Genomic DNA, 13,250 nt, shown 5'->3' on the forward strand with positions numbered 1-13,250 from the left:
CTACTCCTGTTCAGGATTTCTCAAGTAATAACCGACTCCTCGACGTGTAACGATCCATGTAGGGTGACTTGGATTATCCTCAATTTTCTCACGGAGGCGTCTCACGGTCACATCGACGGTACGCACATCACCGTAGTAATCATATCCCCATACCGTTTGAAGCAGATGTTCACGGGTCATCACTTGTCCGATATGCTTCGCTAAATAATGAAGCAGTTCGAATTCGCGGTGCGTCAGTTCAATGGTTTCCCCTCTCTTCGACACCACATAGGCATCCGGATGGATCGTCAATGAACCGACGGTGATTTCATTATTCTCGTCCTCAACGGCCTGCTGGGCACCGTGCTGATGCCTGCGCAGGTTCGCTTTCACACGGGCAATCAATTCCCTGGTGCTGAACGGCTTCGTCACATAATCATCGGCACCCAACTCCAACCCGAGCACCTTATCGATTTCCGAATCCTTCGCCGTCAGCATGATGATTGGCATTTCATATTTCTTGCGGATCTCACGGCACACTTCCATGCCGTCCCGGTTCGGGAGCATGATATCAAGCAGCACAAGATCCGGCTTCAGCTCCTCCGCCATCTTGACCGCTTCATCCCCGTCGTAGGCACAGTGCACCTCATAGCCCTCTTTCTTCAAATTGAACTGCAGTATATCCGCAATCGGCTTTTCATCATCAACGACTAATATCTTCTTTTCCATATGATTTGATCTCCTTTAGAAAAAAGTAATGTATCGACATAAATTGTGATTAGTATAAGGTTCTTCCCTTAAATTTATCACTTTCACTGTATAAATTCATCTTTTACCCTATCATACCCTTTATTCCCTTGCTTGTTCGTTAATCTAAATATAACAAAGGGGACTGACAAATAAAATGATTCTGTCAGTCCCGTGCTTCATTGCCTATATAAAATTATAATACCTCAAGCGGATTAATGAGCGCTCCGTTTTTATACACTTCGATATGAAGGTGAACGCCTGTCGCTTTCCCGGTATCACCCATGATCCCAAGCTTCTGTCCACGCTCCACCGTCTGACCGGCAGAAACAGAAAGGGAGTCTAAGTGAGCATACACCGTGCGATAGCCGTTTCCGTGATCGATCACGACTTTATTCCCGTAACCGCCGCTGTCCCAGCCTGCTGAAACGACTCTTCCGTTATCAACTGACTTGATTGTACGGTCACTCGGGCGGGCAATATCAATCCCTTTATGCATTTTCCCCCAGCGAGGTCCCTGCTTAGAGGATACATAACCGCCATTCGTCGGCCATGCAAAGTTTCCAGATCCCCGTGACGGCGTGACCTTTGTCCCTTTAATGACGATATACGTGACAGGATCTTTTAATGTCTTTTCTTCTTTAACATTCTTATCAGTTTGAGATCCATTGACCTCAGTTGTTTCAAACGTGACGGATTTCTCTCCATCCTGACCTTCCTGCTTCACCTTCGTATCGCCTTTATTCATGGAAGAATCCTCTTCCACTTCTTTTTCATAAGCGATCTTTTCAATCTTGTTGACTTCTTTTTTCACCAGGATATGAAGAAGCGGCTCAAAGACCGTGACGTTCAACTCAGAACCAAGCTTCAACGGATCGTCTTCTTTGATCTGTCCATTCAGCTCAAGCAGCTTCCCAGTCGTCAAATGGTGAGCTTCCGCAATCGTACCAAGAACATCGCCTTCCTTGACGCTGTACTTCTTCTCTTCAAGCGTACCCTTCTTAAGAAGATCCGCAGCTTCCTTCGGCGTCATCATCTCTTCAGGCGTCGCCTCAGTCTTTTTCATCTCAACATCTTCCTGGAACGAAACTTCTAATAAACGTGTTTCATTTTCCTTCAAAGGGGGTAAAGAAGTGGATGAGTCAGCTTTCTTTCTCGCTTCCAACTCGTTCAGCTCTTCTTCCGACACATAGTTAAGCTTGAAGGCCTTCAATGCTTCTTCAGCAGCCTTCTCGTCTTTCACATACGCAACCGGTTTATCGTTCACCATCAACGCATACGCATCTGCTTCAATGGACACGGATGTATTCAATTTATCAATCACTTGCTGATTATTTGTCTTCTTAGCCGTAAACACATTCTCAGGTATGTACGATACATCATGATTGAATTCAACCTGATCATCCTCGAATTTCTTCTGTACATCCTTAAGCTTCTCTTCCAAAACAGCCTCGACTTCATCCTTACTTGTCACTGCCCCAACATACTCACTGCCTGCATACACATGATAAATCGTATGCAAATTCCCATCCGACCCAGCATTCGCTGCAACAGATGAAAATGTCAATGTCGTAAGCGCAAGTGTAGTGATGCCAATCTTCTTCATAAGCTGATTTGATCTATGACGAATATTAAGTTTTTTATATTTTTCTAAAATTGGTGCTAACTTCTCTCCAAAACTCATCGAGCTGCCTCCTATAAACTAAAGCAAAAATCCCAGTTAAAGGTAGTTCATTAAGCCTAATTTAGTAAAATTTCTATAAAATTCGTACTTTACTAATTTACCATAATTCGACGAAAACCGGGACAAAGAATCAATATTGTAATAAAACTGTATAATTTGTCGGAAAAACAACACCTGGCCAACGTACGGTGATCATCGTCACCGCCGGGTCCTATAGGTCTAAAGGTGGACTTCTTATTGAAATAAAATATGAAGGAAACTGAAGTGAAAACCGGAGTTATGTTACATACATGTTACAAAATAAAAAAAGTACCACGAGAGTCAAAGTCGTCGCAGTACTTTTTGCAAGATGGCTCAGGACGGAATCGAACCGCCGACACATGGATTTTCAGTCCATTGCTCTACCAACTGAGCTACTGAGCCAGATTATGTAATTCCCCTAAAAGGAGATATTGACTGTCCATCGTCCAGCTCTCAGGATGGTCAATCAAGTTGTTGCTCGAGCTGTACGCTGATGATCATTCAGGGAAGCTTATTCACCGTGCTCTACCAACTGAGCTACTGAGCCAAATCATATTATGTATTGAAATAAAAATGGCGGTCCGGACGGGACTCGAACCCGCGACCTCCTGCGTGACAGGCAGGCATTCTAACCAACTGAACTACCGGACCAAAGCTTTTTGCGCTAGCAAAATAGGTTTCATTTCTTTGCGCTAGCAAAAATAACTTTCATTATTCTGCACTAGCAAACATTCAAACTAGCAATCTACTTTCAAGAATCGACATCGATCAATCTCTCTTCAAGAAAATAAAAATGACCCATACGGGATTCGAACCCGTGTTACCGCCGTGAAAGGGCGGTGTCTTAACCGCTTGACCAATGGGCCGTAAAAAAATGGTGAGCCATGAAGGATTCGAACCTTCGACCCTCTGATTAAAAGTCAGATGCTCTACCAACTGAGCTAATGGCTCTAAGTCTATATATAAACACGAGGCAGAAGCTTGATCAAAGCCTCTTTCGTGACAACGAAATTAATATTATCACAGTATGAATGTCGAGGGCAATAGTTTTTTTGGTTTTTTTGTCGAAAGTTATTTCTTGGGGAATAATGGTTGGAAACTCAGGAATTGAGAGGGGAAGATTGTGATGAATCAGTGAAAGTCCAAGGTATAGTAGCGTCCTTTATTGTCACCTGTAGGCTTTGCGTATGGGTAGCAATCTTTTATTAATCTCGTTGCAAGGGACGGTGAAGAAATGAGAAGGAAGTCTCTAAGTTCCTGGCTTGTTATCCGGTTACTGAATATCAAAGAATAATCTTTTAAAGCCCCGATATGACCATCCTTCGATTTCCCACTGCACCGTGGACAAAGCCAGTATCCATATTCCCGTACTAACGGTAAATGCTCGCACTCCTTACAAATGACCCCTGGTAAAATATCCTTATCACTTATTTTATAGGATTGTAGAATGGATAGGTTGAGAGGTGTATTTCTTTTTGACATGAGTTTGATGATTTTTTTGAGTTCTTTTTCTGAAGCCGTCCTGGATTGGAAATGGTTTTGGAGTTGAACAATCTTATTGGGGAGTGAAGCTGCGTGGATAACCTTTTTGTTCAATGCCTGATTATTTGCGCTGATAATGGTTTGAGGGTTACTGATGACGACCAATCCGTGCACAGGTATGGGAGGAAAGTGATGCTGCTTCAGCCATTCCTTCAATTGATATTCCTGCCTGTTCAGCTGAAGGATCGGATCCGGATACGCATATTCAACACCATCTTTTGTTTGGACAAATTGATTGAAAATGGTATCAAAGTTCACAGCCCCAGCTACATTTTTCACTTCTAAAATAAGTATAAAGGATAGGGTTAGTATAAGGGTATCAATTTGAAAGTAACGCCCGTTCACTTCCAGTCTTACATCGTGGAAAATGTAGTGGTTCTTTCCGGGAAGGTACCCCAGTTGGTAGTCTATTGCTTTTTCACCGTTATAACCGGCTTTCATTTTTGCGAGGTTTTCTTTCAAGAAGGAGATTTTTGGATAGTCTTGTGGCAAACGCCCCAAAACTGCTTCCAATTTTAATAACGTAAGAGGGATTTTTCTTTCATTTACGTCCATTTCGTCACTCCAATCATTATTTTATCCTTATCTACTTCTCCATAGATTGAAAAATACCTGCTTTGACGATGAAAATCACATCTGATATTGGTCGGTGGAGTTGATATTATCGACTTTGTTCCATATATTATCGAGTTTTCTGATATATTATCGACTTCGGACGAGATATTATCGACTTTCCGAATATATTATCGAGTTCTAGCAGTATATTTTCAACTTACAAAAATTGGATTACCAGCCGCGCCCCGCATCCGCAAAAATCCACGCCACGCGCCAAACCAAGCCACACACCCCACAAAAAACCGCCACCAGAGCCAACAAACCCACTCCAGCAACGGTTCCCAACAATATTAATACGTCAAACTCCCAGCCACAACCAATCCTACGATAATGGCTGCGGAAAAGAGGCTGAAGCCGATGGCGATGTTGCCTTCTTCGACTTTTTTGGCCAGGCTGATCCGGGGTGTGAGGACGTATTCGATGATCCAGTAGGCGATGACTTGGGTCGCGATACCGACCAGTCCCCAGATGAAGGCGTCGAGCAGGTTAAGGCTGTTGGCCCAGACGGTGTAGATGACGATGGCGAGCCCGATCGCTTTTCCCCATAGTTTGAGGGCGACGGCGATGTTGCCTTCTTTGATGAGGGCCGCTTCTGAGAATTTGGTTGTAAAGGCGAAGACGGTGACGCCGAGGATCATGAGTCCAAGGCCGGTGCCGACGTGGGCAAGAAAGCTGAGTAGTGCTTCACTTGTTATGATTTGCATGAGATTCTCTCCTTTGGTTATGTTTCCTGCAGTCCTACAGGCAGGTAATATGATTCGTTATCGGTGATGGCGTTTCCGGCCCTGATTCCGATCGAGCCCGGTTTGCCGTTGATGATGAAACTTCCGACCATCAGGCTAGCTTCCTTCGCTCCGTCATTGGTCATGATCGATGAGACGGGTAGCGGGGTGAACTGCTGGTAGACGGGAAGGGTCTGTTTGTACGTTTCTTTTTTATCTTCCAGAAGGATCTTCCCGGTTGCTTCGATGATCTTGACCGTATCTCCTTCCCGGCCGAAAGCAGGCTTTTGGACGTAGGTGATGCCGTTTTCCTCGAAGTGGTCTGCTTCGAGATAGGTCGGCAGGAAGTACTGACCGATCCATTCGTGCTCACGCTCATCATAGAAGGTGCTTCCTTCTTCATGGAGACCCCAGATAAGGGCTTGAACGCCTTTCGATTGAAGTAAGAAGGAAGACGGTGGGTTTAAGACCGCTACCTTTTTGTCTACAACCATTTGCATGAGCTCCCGGCCGACATAGTCTGATGTGACCGGATCCCGGTCATCGACGAGGTGCTCGACGGGATAGGTTTGCCGGTACAGAATGTCGATCCTTTCTCCGCCAGGCGTATAGACACCATCACCCTTCAGCTGCAGCCGGTCGAGGCTGACATATTCGGACGGTACACCTGAGAGCTCTTGGAGATACTTCGTTGTCAGGTAGTCTTCTTCATGATCGTCATGTGAGGTGAAGACGATTTTCGCTTCGCCTCCCCGTTGAAGGGAGTTCCAAGATGAAAGGAGACTCCGTTTCAGTTCTTTGGCGAGCAGCTCTTCACATCCTGCATTTGGATCATCACTGGCGAAATACCGGCACACTTTACCATTCACGTGAAAAAGCTCTTTAATGAATGTCGGCGTATCGCTGTTGAACTCCAGCAGTTTGATGTCACCTTCCCGGACGACGAAATCGAAGCGGCCGATGATACACTCCTGGGGGATGGACTTGAACCTTATGTAAGAGAGGGATTCCCGGGGAAATCCAAGCTCGATCAGGGTGTCGTCCCCAAGCTCTCGGAGGAGGCCGGCTGTCTTCTGGTAAATGCCGTACACACGGCTCGTCGCTTTGCGGATCGAGTCGACGGTGTCACGGGATTCCTTTTTCATATCGAGCAGGGCGTATTCCATGTCATATAAATCATGCCAGAAATCCGGGATGCCTTCGTAGAATTCTTTCCTTTTTTCACGGTGGGAAGCTTTCATATTATCCTCCGAATCCACCTTTAGAGCCGCTGCCGATTCCAGATTTATAGCTTTTGGAATAGGATTTGTAGCTTGAGAAATTTTTCAGCTTGGATTTGTTTTTAAACATTTTACCGGCAAAGTAATAGTAGCCGAAATGGGATGAGCGGTCGTCATCGCAGTAGTAGGTTCCGCTTTCATCATCCCAGTCCCAGTCGTCACAGTCGACGTCGGTCGGTTCAGGCGGAAGGTCCTGATTGCCGCAGCCGCTGACTGATATGGCCATGACGGATGCTGCCACGCCCGCCATCATTTTCTTCGTTTTGTTCATGTCGTTTCCTCCTCTAGCTTATATCCCGTTGCATTGACGTACAGTATATACACATAGCGATCTTCATCGATTTCAGCTGAATCCCGTTCCCATTCCACTCCGTCTATATAGGAATAAACCGATCCGATGACACTTAAAATTTCCAGGTGATGATCATGATGTTCGATTTTTAAAATGGGATGATTTTTGCGCGGATTCAGTTCACGGATCTCAAGGATGAGTCCTTCCGGAGGAAACAGTGGGTCGTTCAAAGGTTCTTCCTCGTACACTTCAACGTACAGGATGAATACGTTCCCCTCTACCGCTGATGACAGCTGACGGTAAGTGACGCCTTCTTTGATGAAGAATTCACATTCCCTCCTGGCAAGGATCTGTTCCAACTCGATCGCTGGATAGTGGTAAATCGGTTCAAAGGTATCGTTCCCTTTTTTCAATCGATATTCGAGTACCGGTTCCTTCATATAGTCTTGAGCCCCCAACATTGTTTTCATTACTTTATACGGCCCCCGTATGGAAAAGGTTTCATTTCCCCGAAGTTCATTGGTATGATTGAACTATGATGACTAAATAAGGAGGGGTTATATGATTATTTTCCACAGGCTTTGGAAACAGATTACGAAGATGGACTTCGGTTTTATCTTTCTATTATCCCTGATTATCATCCTGTTTGGAACCTTTGGCAGCCATTTTTTGGAGCCTGAGACGTTCCCAACCCTTTTTGACGGGTTCTGGTGGACGATGACAACGTTGACCACGGTCGGATATGGGGATTATTTTCCCGTTTCGGTCGAGGGAAGGATGCTTGGGATTTTCCTATTCATCTTCGGGATCGGCATCATCGGGGTGTTGATCAGTAAAACGGTCGATTCGATCACTACGTTCCAAAAATTCAAGAGGGAGGGAAAGCTAGTGTATACATATGAAAATCATTATATTTATATCAACTGGTCGAAGAAAACGGCGAGGGCCATCGAGGAGATTCTCGCCCATGTGCCGGAAGCGGAAATTGTCCTCATTGATACCCTGCCTGTCACGCCGATCGAGCATGATCAGGTCCATTTCATCCAGGGGGATCCGTCTGATGAAACCATTCTCTTGAAGGCAAATATTTTTGAAGCGAAACGGGTGGCGATCTTTTCTGATTCGAAGATTGATGACCCTTCCCTGGTGGACGGGAAGACCCTGTTGATTGCGTCAGCCGTCGAGGGATTATCGAAAACCCACGGCAGGGAAGTCCATACGATCGTGGAAGTGTCTGAGGACCGGCATATCTCAAAATTCCAGCACGTATCCGTTGAAGACTTTATCCTGTCCAATGATTCTGTCTCCCTGCTGATGGCAAAAGCGACCCTTCATCCCGGGACGACGAACCTGTTCAGGCAGCTGCTCAGTAAACGGTACGGAAACAACATCCACGAATTCCACGTGAAGGATCATTGGAAAACGATCAAGCAGGCATCGGAAGAACTACTTGAACAAGGGGCCATCCTCCTCGCTGTGAACGATAATATGGATTTCACAGATGCGATGAACCGGGAGCTCGAAAGTGAAGACATTCTCTATGTCGTGTGTCATGACCGGGTGTTTGAACAATTGAATCAATAAAAAAACGCTTAGCCTTTAAACGTAAGGCTAAGCGTTTTGTTTATGGATTTAGTTCGGGCTCCATACGCTGCGCACGACATTTGTTTGCGAGCGGTCAGGACCGACCGAGAAGATGGAAAGCGGGATTCCTGTCAATTGAGATACACGCTCCAAGTAGTGGCGTGCATTTTCAGGAAGATCCGTCAGCGTCTTGCATCCAGTGATATCTTCGTTCCAGCCTGGAAGCTCTTCATACACAGGCTCACAGTCAGCAAGGATGTTCAGGTTCGCCGGGAATTCTTCAATGACTTCACCTTTGTACTTGTAAGCAACACAGATTTTCAGCGTTTCGATACCTGTTAATACGTCGATCGAGTTCAATGAAAGATCTGTTAATCCACTCACACGGCGGGCATGGCGTACAACAACGCTGTCAAACCAGCCGACACGGCGGGCACGTCCTGTTGTTGTTCCGTACTCACGGCCTACTTCACGGATCTGATCACCGATTTCATTCGTCAATTCAGTAGGGAAAGGTCCGTCCCCTACACGCGTTGTGTAAGCTTTGGAAACGCCGACTACGTGGTTGATCTTGGTTGGGCCGACACCGGAACCGATTGTCACGCCTCCTGCTACCGGGTTTGAAGATGTAACGAACGGGTATGTACCTTGGTCGATATCAAGCATAACCCCTTGCGCCCCTTCGAATAATACGCGGCGGCCGTTATCGATCGCATCGTTTAAGACAACGGATGTGTCGACAACGTAATGCTTGATCTGCTGACCGTACTCATAGTATTCCTCAAGGATGTCTTCAATGTTGAAGCCTTCTGTTTCATAGAACTTTTCAAAAAGGCGGTTCTTTTCTTCCAGATTGCGTGCAAGCTTCTCTTCGAACGACTGGCGATCAAGAAGATCTGCGATACGGATTCCGACACGAGCGGCTTTATCCATATAAGCAGGACCGATTCCTTTTTTCGTTGTACCGATCTTGTTGGCACCTTTACGCTCTTCATCGATTTCATCCAGTTTCAAGTGGTATGGAAGAATCACGTGTGCACGGTTGCTGATTCGTAGATTGTCTGTTTTCACATCGCGGTCGTGAAGATATTTCAACTCTTTCACAAGCGCTTTTGGATCAACAACCATCCCATTACCGATGACGGATGTTTTTTCATTATAGAAAATACCTGATGGAATTAAATGTAATTTATATGTTTCACCGTCAAACTTAATTGTATGACCCGCATTGTTCCCACCTTGGTAACGTGCGATCACTTCTGCATGTTCAGAAAGGAAGTCAGTGATCTTTCCTTTTCCTTCGTCTCCCCATTGTGTACCTACTACTACTACTGAAGACATATTAAGCACCTCCGACGGGAATTAGTATTCCCTCTTTTATCAAACAAACTCATTCTATCAACACTAAAAAGGAAAGTCAATCAAAACACGAACATTCATATAGGTAATTGTGTTTATGTTCGTGTAATTACGCACTTCCTGCTATTTAAAATCCTTATTTCAGAAAAAATATATAGGACTAATCCGCGTATCTTAAAAAATGGACAGGAGGACCTGCCTAATAGATTATCTGGCGCAATGTTCATTCTTTTGCTAATCTAAAATAAGCATTTTGAATTTTACATACAATTGAATATCGAGGTGACCATCAAATGATCAAACGTTTTTTCAGCTATTACCGTCCCCACCGGCGGCTTTTTTACCTTGATTTTGCCTGTGCCGTGCTGGTCGGATTGTTGGAGCTCGGCTTTCCGATCGCCGTTTCCTGGTTCATTGATTCATTGCTGCCAGAAGGGAATTGGGCGACGATCCTGTCGGTTTCAGCGGGACTGCTCGTGCTGTACTTACTGAGCTCGAGTATGCAGTTCGTTGTGAACTATTGGGGGCATAAGCTCGGGATCAATATCGAGACCGATATGAGGCGGGAGCTGTTCCATCATGTGCAAAGGCAATCGTTCCGCTTCTTTGATAACACGAAAACCGGACATATCATGAGCCGGGTGACAAATGACTTGATGGATATCGGGGAGCTTGCCCACCATGGTCCGGAAGATCTGTTCATTGCCGTCATGACCTTTGTCGGGGCATTTTGGATCATGCTCAGCATCAATGTGGAGCTTGCACTGGTTGCGATCATCATTGTCCCGTTCCTGATCTGGCTTATTTCATACTCGAATATTAAGATGAACGCAGCCTGGACGAAGATGTACGGAAATATCGCCGACGTCAACAGCCGGGTCGAGGACAGCGTGTCAGGTGCCCGTGTCGTTCAATCATTCACAAATGAGTCGTATGAAATGGAGCGCTTCAACGAAAACAATCAGTTCTTCCGCACAACCAAACTGAAAGCCTATAATGTGATGAGCGTGAACCTGTCAGGCATTTATATCACCACACGCCTGATGACGCTGGTCATCCTCGTGTACGGGGCATGGCTGAGTTTCTCAGGTGCGTTGTCCTACGGGGAGCTTGTGGCATTCATCCTGTATATCAATGTCCTGTTCAAGCCGATTGATAAAATCTCTGCCCTTCTTGAGCTTTATCCGAAGGGGATGGCAGGCTTCAAACGTTTCACTGAGCTCATGGATATGGAGCCTGATATCAAAAACCGGCCAGATGCCATCGATATCCCGACATTCAAGGGGGATATTTCTTTTAACAATGTGACGTTCGGCTATGAGCCGGACCGGCCGATCCTTACCGATATGTCCTTTACGATTCAATCAGGGCAGACCGTCGCTTTTGTCGGACCTTCCGGCGCTGGGAAGACGACGATCTGTTCATTGATTCCCCGCTTCTACGACATCGAACGGGGCGCCATCACCATCGACGGGATCGATATCCGGGACATGACGAAGGAGTCCCTGCGCTCACACATCGGAATCGTTCAGCAGGATGTGTTCCTCTTCACCGGCACGCTCCGTGAAAATATTGCGTACGGGAATCTTCATGCCACACAGGAAGAAATAGAGGAAGCGACAAGGCGTGCACACCTGACCGATCTTCTTTCATCCCTTCCGGACGGATACGATACCCAAATCGGGGAAAGGGGACTGAAGCTGTCTGGCGGTCAAAAGCAGCGCTTGTCGATCGCCCGGATGTTCCTGAAGAATCCCCGGATTCTGATTCTTGATGAAGCCACTTCCGCCCTCGATACAGAAACGGAAGCAATCATCCAGGAAGCGTTGAATGAACTGGCGAAGGACAGGACCACCCTTGTGATCGCCCACAGGCTGGCGACGATCCGAAAAGCCGACCGGATCCTCGTCGTCACGGAAAACGGGATTGCAGAAGATGGGACCCATGAAGAATTATTGGCAAATGAAGACGGCATCTTTACAAGGCTTCATGCCCATCAGCATGCCACCATCCTCTAAGCAAAAAAATCCAAGTCCCTTGAGGGGCTTGGATTTTTCATTATGCCGGAGCGTCATCAAAGCGGCGCTCGAGATTCACGAATTTATTGTATTCCTTCACGAAGGCAAGCGACACGTTCCCGACCGGGCCGTTACGCTGCTTGGCGATGATGATTTCGATGATGTTCTTGTTCTCCGCTTCTTTGTCATAATAGTCTTCACGGTATAAGAATGCGACAATATCCGCATCCTGCTCGATACTTCCCGACTCACGGATATCAGACATCATCGGACGCTTATCCTGACGCTGCTCCACGCCACGGGAGAGCTGTGATAAGGCGATGACGGGAACCTGCAGTTCACGTGCAAGCCCTTTTAAAGAACGGGAGATTTCAGAAACTTCCTGCTGACGGTTCTCCCCTGAACGTCCGCTACCCTGGATCAGCTGCAGGTAGTCAATGAGGATCATGCCAAGGCCGTGCTCTTGAGCGAGGCGGCGGCATTTGGAACGGATTTCCCCCACCTTGATCCCCGGGGTATCATCAATATAAATACCGGCGTTGGACAAGCTTCCCATCGCCATGGTCAGCTTTCTCCAGTCCTCGTCGGTCAAATCCCCTGTACGGAGGTTTTGGGCGTTGATGTTGCCTTCTGCACAAAGCATACGCATGACGAGCTGTTCTGCCCCCATCTCAAGGGAGAAGATCGCGACATTCTCTTTCGCCTTGACCGCTACGTTCTGTGCGATGTTCAGGGCGAAGGCTGTCTTACCCATGGAAGGACGGGCTCCGACGATGATCAGATCATTTCGCTGGAATCCGGCCGTCATATGGTCGAGGTCTGCGAATCCGGTGGAAATACCGGTGACGTCACCTTTTCGGTTGGTCAAGGTTTCAATATTATCATACGTCCTCACCAAGACGTCCTTGATATTATGGAAGGCTCCTGCATTTTTCCGCTGGGCGACTTCCATGATATTCTTTTCCGCTTCACTGAGCAGGCTGTCAACTTCATCTTCACGGGCGTACCCGTCTGAAGCGATATCTGTAGCGGTACGAATCAATCTCCGCAACAACGATTTCTCTTCGACGATCTTGGCGTAATACTCGATATTGGCAGCGGTCGGAACAGAAGCAGCAAGCTCACTGAGGTAAGCGACCCCGCCTACATCTTCAAGCTCTTTCGCTGCCGCCAGTTCCTCCGTCACCGTAATTAAGTCGACGGCTTTTCCGCCGTCTCCCAGATTCAACATGACGTTATAGATCTTCTGATGAGAATGACGATAGAAATCTTCTGGAATCAAGATTTCAGACGTAGTCGTCAACGCGCTCGGCTCTAAGAAAATAGCACCTAATACCGCTTGTTCGGCCTCAATATTCTGAGGTGGAACCCGGTCCTGGAACATTTCATTCATCTATGCATAAACCT

11 protein-coding genes and 4 tRNA genes are annotated in these 13,250 nt (G+C 46.6%); 2 read left to right on the forward strand and 13 right to left on the reverse strand.

The window, feature by feature from the left end; all coding sequences use genetic code 11:
• The 11 genes from yycF to KH172YL63_RS21405 form a co-directional block, all read right to left on the reverse strand.
• On the reverse strand, window positions 1–708 hold the full coding sequence (gene yycF / locus KH172YL63_RS21355; protein WP_173107968.1) for a response regulator YycF: 708 nt from the start codon (window positions 706–708) through the stop codon (window positions 1–3).
• Between the two features lie 214 nt (window positions 709–922).
• Window positions 923–2,410, reverse strand: a complete 1,488-nt coding sequence (locus tag KH172YL63_RS21360; protein WP_173107969.1) for a M23 family metallopeptidase — start codon at window positions 2,408–2,410, stop codon at window positions 923–925.
• A gap of 350 nt (window positions 2,411–2,760) precedes the next feature.
• Window positions 2,761–2,833, reverse strand: a tRNA-Phe gene (locus KH172YL63_RS21365).
• Window positions 2,834–3,005: 172 nt separating this feature from the next.
• Window positions 3,006–3,082 (reverse strand) — tRNA-Asp (locus KH172YL63_RS21370).
• 143 nt (window positions 3,083–3,225) lie between these two features.
• A tRNA-Glu gene (locus KH172YL63_RS21375) sits at window positions 3,226–3,297 on the reverse strand.
• Window positions 3,298–3,306: 9 nt separating this feature from the next.
• Window positions 3,307–3,382, reverse strand: a tRNA-Lys gene (locus KH172YL63_RS21380).
• Between the two features lie 180 nt (window positions 3,383–3,562).
• A complete protein-coding gene (locus KH172YL63_RS21385) occupies window positions 3,563–4,528 on the reverse strand; it encodes a nuclease-related domain-containing protein (RefSeq protein ID WP_173107970.1) in 966 nt (321 codons plus the stop codon).
• A 350-nt stretch (window positions 4,529–4,878) separates the two neighbouring features.
• On the reverse strand, window positions 4,879–5,292 hold the full coding sequence (locus tag KH172YL63_RS21390; protein WP_173107971.1) for a DUF350 domain-containing protein: 414 nt from the start codon (window positions 5,290–5,292) through the stop codon (window positions 4,879–4,881).
• 17 nt (window positions 5,293–5,309) lie between these two features.
• Window positions 5,310–6,551 carry a glutathionylspermidine synthase family protein gene (locus tag KH172YL63_RS21395; RefSeq protein WP_173107972.1) on the reverse strand — a complete coding sequence of 414 codons (1,242 nt, stop codon included), beginning with the start codon at window positions 6,549–6,551 and terminating at the stop codon, window positions 5,310–5,312.
• A 1-nt stretch (window position 6,552) separates the two neighbouring features.
• Window positions 6,553–6,861 carry a hypothetical protein gene (locus KH172YL63_RS21400; protein ID WP_173107973.1) on the reverse strand — a complete coding sequence of 103 codons (309 nt, stop codon included), beginning with the start codon at window positions 6,859–6,861 and terminating at the stop codon, window positions 6,553–6,555.
• A complete protein-coding gene (locus KH172YL63_RS21405) occupies window positions 6,858–7,352 on the reverse strand; it encodes a hypothetical protein (RefSeq protein WP_232066078.1) in 495 nt (164 codons plus the stop codon). The genes KH172YL63_RS21400 and KH172YL63_RS21405 overlap by 4 nt, the downstream gene beginning before the upstream one ends.
• A 91-nt stretch (window positions 7,353–7,443) precedes the next feature.
• Between KH172YL63_RS21405 and KH172YL63_RS21410 the strand changes: the two genes are divergently transcribed.
• A complete protein-coding gene (locus KH172YL63_RS21410; protein ID WP_173107974.1) occupies window positions 7,444–8,466 on the forward strand; it encodes an ion channel in 1,023 nt (340 codons plus the stop codon).
• Between the two features lie 48 nt (window positions 8,467–8,514).
• Here the strand turns inward: KH172YL63_RS21410 and KH172YL63_RS21415 are convergent, their stop codons facing one another.
• Window positions 8,515–9,807 (reverse strand): adenylosuccinate synthase, encoded by a 1,293-nt coding sequence (locus KH172YL63_RS21415; RefSeq protein ID WP_173107975.1) that lies wholly within the window; start codon window positions 9,805–9,807, stop codon window positions 8,515–8,517.
• Between the two features lie 311 nt (window positions 9,808–10,118).
• On the opposite strand from KH172YL63_RS21415, the gene KH172YL63_RS21420 reads away from it, so the two are divergent.
• Window positions 10,119–11,843 (forward strand): ABC transporter ATP-binding protein, encoded by a 1,725-nt coding sequence (locus KH172YL63_RS21420; protein WP_173107976.1) that lies wholly within the window; start codon window positions 10,119–10,121, stop codon window positions 11,841–11,843.
• Window positions 11,844–11,883: 40 nt separating this feature from the next.
• Here the strand turns inward: KH172YL63_RS21420 and dnaB are convergent, their stop codons facing one another.
• Window positions 11,884–13,236, reverse strand: coding sequence for a replicative DNA helicase (gene dnaB / locus KH172YL63_RS21425; protein ID WP_173107977.1), 1,353 nt, complete (start codon window positions 13,234–13,236; stop codon window positions 11,884–11,886).
• Window positions 13,237–13,250: the final 14 nt, after the last annotated feature.

Source organism: Bacillus sp. KH172YL63, assembly GCF_011398925.1.
Taxonomy (GTDB): domain Bacteria; phylum Bacillota; class Bacilli; order Bacillales; family Bacillaceae_B; genus Rossellomorea.

What these genes read in the sequence shown, in the direction of transcription:
- KH172YL63_RS21415 (WP_173107975.1), bottom strand. Translation starts at nt 9,807, where the DNA reads ATGTCTTCAGTAGTAGTAGTAGGTACACAATGGGGAGACGAAGGAAAA.
- yycF (WP_173107968.1), bottom strand. Translation starts at nt 708, where the DNA reads ATGGAAAAGAAGATATTAGTCGTTGATGATGAAAAGCCGATTGCGGAT.
- KH172YL63_RS21385 (WP_173107970.1), bottom strand. Translation starts at nt 4,528, where the DNA reads ATGGACGTAAATGAAAGAAAAATCCCTCTTACGTTATTAAAATTGGAA.
- KH172YL63_RS21405 (WP_232066078.1), bottom strand. Translation starts at nt 7,352, where the DNA reads ATGAAAACAATGTTGGGGGCTCAAGACTATATGAAGGAACCGGTACTC.
- KH172YL63_RS21360 (WP_173107969.1), bottom strand. Translation starts at nt 2,410, where the DNA reads ATGAGTTTTGGAGAGAAGTTAGCACCAATTTTAGAAAAATATAAAAAA.
- KH172YL63_RS21390 (WP_173107971.1), bottom strand. Translation starts at nt 5,292, where the DNA reads ATGCAAATCATAACAAGTGAAGCACTACTCAGCTTTCTTGCCCACGTC.
- KH172YL63_RS21420 (WP_173107976.1), top strand. Translation starts at nt 10,119, where the DNA reads ATGATCAAACGTTTTTTCAGCTATTACCGTCCCCACCGGCGGCTTTTT.
- KH172YL63_RS21410 (WP_173107974.1), top strand. Translation starts at nt 7,444, where the DNA reads ATGATTATTTTCCACAGGCTTTGGAAACAGATTACGAAGATGGACTTC.
- KH172YL63_RS21400 (WP_173107973.1), bottom strand. Translation starts at nt 6,861, where the DNA reads ATGAACAAAACGAAGAAAATGATGGCGGGCGTGGCAGCATCCGTCATG.
- KH172YL63_RS21395 (WP_173107972.1), bottom strand. Translation starts at nt 6,551, where the DNA reads ATGAAAGCTTCCCACCGTGAAAAAAGGAAAGAATTCTACGAAGGCATC.
- dnaB (WP_173107977.1), bottom strand. Translation starts at nt 13,236, where the DNA reads ATGAATGAAATGTTCCAGGACCGGGTTCCACCTCAGAATATTGAGGCC.